Annotated in this window: 2 protein-coding genes; both read right to left on the bottom strand. The window is 69.0% G+C overall.

Annotated elements, in window-relative coordinates; all coding sequences use genetic code 11:
* Window positions 1-39: 39 nt before the first annotated feature.
* A complete protein-coding gene (locus tag WCE35_RS24310; protein WP_424595856.1) occupies window positions 40-1,548 on the bottom strand; it encodes a glycosyltransferase family 39 protein in 1,509 nt (502 codons plus the stop codon).
* Window positions 1,549-1,669: 121 nt separating this feature from the next.
* A partial coding sequence (locus WCE35_RS24305) for a ribonuclease HII (protein ID WP_424595855.1) occupies window positions 1,670-2,310 on the bottom strand: 641 nt, incomplete at its 5' end.

Below are 2,310 nucleotides of genomic sequence, written 5' to 3'. Positions count from 1 at the left end.
CCGCAAGTGCGGTGCGCTGCGTCCGGGGCACGAGACCGGTCAAGGCGCCTTCGGCCGCACGATGGCCCAGCCGACGCGCAGCGGCGGTTGCCGGCCGTTCACCATCCACTCGAACGCGCGCGGAACCTCCGGCACCAGGCCGGGAAAGCGTTGCGCGAGTTCGGCGGGCGGCGTGCCCGAGGTGTCGGAGGCGCGCCAGACCACGACCCCGCCGGTTTCGTTGAATTTCGCCGGCGTCAGCCATGGGGTCCGTTGCGGCGAAGCATCGAGCAGCAAATGCGGGCGGCCGGGATTCATGGCGATCAGGGTGGCCAGCTGCGGATCGCCGGTCACCGCGCGCAGCCCCTGGTTGGTTCGGCGCTCGAAACTGTCGCCGAAGAAATGCGCGATCGCGGAAGCCGGCAACGAGGTCGGCACTTCGGCGCCGCCGGTCCAGGGCAGCACCAGCGTGGTCGCAATCACCGCCACCGCCGGCGCGGCGATGGCGGCGGCCCAGACCGAGCGCAGCAGGCGCTGCCGCCTGAGGTAGATCAGGTCGCCGGTGGCGACGACCGCGGCCAGTCCCGACATCAACAGCGCGATGCCCGCGCCGCCGACCACGCGGTCGAGATCGAACAGGCCGGCAATCAGGCTGCCGGCAAGCGCCGGGCCGACCGCAAGGAAATAGACGAACTGGCGCGCCAGCGGATCGACCGGCGGCCGATAGATGATCGGCGCTTCCCCGGCGTTGGGGCCGAGCCAGCCGGAGTTGAGGATCACCAGCAGCGCGGCGCCGGACATCACCAGCGCCAGGCCGCCGAGCAATTGGCCCCAGTGCAACGCGCGTTCGCCAAACGCTGCGAACGCCGGCCAATGCGGCATCACCGAAATGTCCGATCGGATCAGCCAGATCAGATAGGGCAGCGCCAGCACGACGATCACCAATAGCGCATAAAGAGGATCGAACGACATCAGCACGCGCCGCCCGCGCGCAGTGGCGGCCGCAAATCCCGCGATCAGCAGCAACAGGCCGATCGCAGCCGATGTCGTCAGCAGCAACAGGCCCGCCTCGATCGACCAGACGAACCACACGCTGCGCCGGTTCTGGCCGAGCAACTGCCAGGAATGCAGCAACAGCAGCGCCCAGAGCGGGCGCGCCAGGATCAGCGGACCGAATTCGACGCCGGGCGAGCCGAAGGCCGCGACCGTCATGGTCAGCAGCACCGCGAGCACCGCCTGCGATCCGCCGACCATGGTGCGGGCGAGATGGTAGAGCGTCCAGAACGTCGCGATCGCGCAAAGCTGCGCCACGAGATAGACGCCGAACAGGTGATTGCCCGCGGCGCGGAACGCGATATCGGCCAGCCAGAATGCCAGGGGCGGCCCGAGATCGGTACCGACCTGATATTCCCGGCCAAACGCCAGCACGGTGGCGAGGTCGCCGGGCGGGCTGCGGTAGAGCAACAGCGGCAGCACCAGCCAAAGCGCGGCCTGGGCCAGCACCACGATCCAGACCAGCAGGCGCGGCCGGGCGCGGATCAGTTCGATAACAAGCGAGGTGAAACGCATGATACGCCCGAAATGCCCCAAGCCCGCTCGGCGAGGCGGCTTTGTTCGATCCGGACGTTTGATAGAGCGCGCGGGCGGCCGAGGCAACCGGCGTCAGGTCAGTTCGTCGGGCGCGAGTTCGCTAGATCGCAACCGAAATCTCGACATCGATCGGCGCTTCCATTGCAAAAAGGTCGCATTCGACCGGCGCCGGCCGGTGTTTTTCCCGCGCGGCGACCACGGGCGCGAAGAAACGGCGGTGATGGGCGCTTGGTCCGAGCCGCCTCAGCGCCTCGAGATGCTCGGGCACGGCGTAACCCTTGTGGGACTCGAAGCCGTAGCCCGGGCAATCCTGCGCCAGCGCGCACATCAGGCGGTCGCGCGTCACCTTGGCGATGATGGATGCTGCCGCGATCGACATCACCAGACCATCGCCGCCGATCACGGCCTCGCAATCGCACGGCGTCGCCAGCCGGTCGCGGCCATCGACCAACACATGCTTCGGCGTCTCCGGCAGTGCGTGCACGGCGCGCGCCAGCGCCCACAGCGAGGCGCGCAGGATATTGTCTCGATCGATCCGCGCCGGCGGCGCAAAGGCAACCGCGAACGATGCGGTCGCGCAAATCTCCTCAAACAGCTCCTCGCGCCGCCCGGCGGTCAGCCGCTTGGAATCGTCGATGCCTTTCGGGATTCGCCTGGGATCGAGCACCACGGCGGCGGCCACCACCGGCCCCGCCAGCGGGCCGCGCCCGGCCTCGTCGCAGCCGGCCACCGGCCAGACCC

It is taken from the genome of Bradyrhizobium sp. (assembly GCF_049691595.1).
Taxonomy (GTDB): Bacteria; Pseudomonadota; Alphaproteobacteria; order Rhizobiales; family Xanthobacteraceae; genus Bradyrhizobium.
The sequence above is the reverse complement of the archived record's forward strand: the minus strand, read 5'-3'. Positions and strand labels throughout refer to the sequence as shown.

Excerpts from the sequence above, each read along its gene's own strand:
- WCE35_RS24310 (WP_424595856.1), bottom strand. The coding sequence starts at position 1,548 with ATGCGTTTCACCTCGCTTGTTATCGAACTGATCCGCGCCCGGCCGCGC.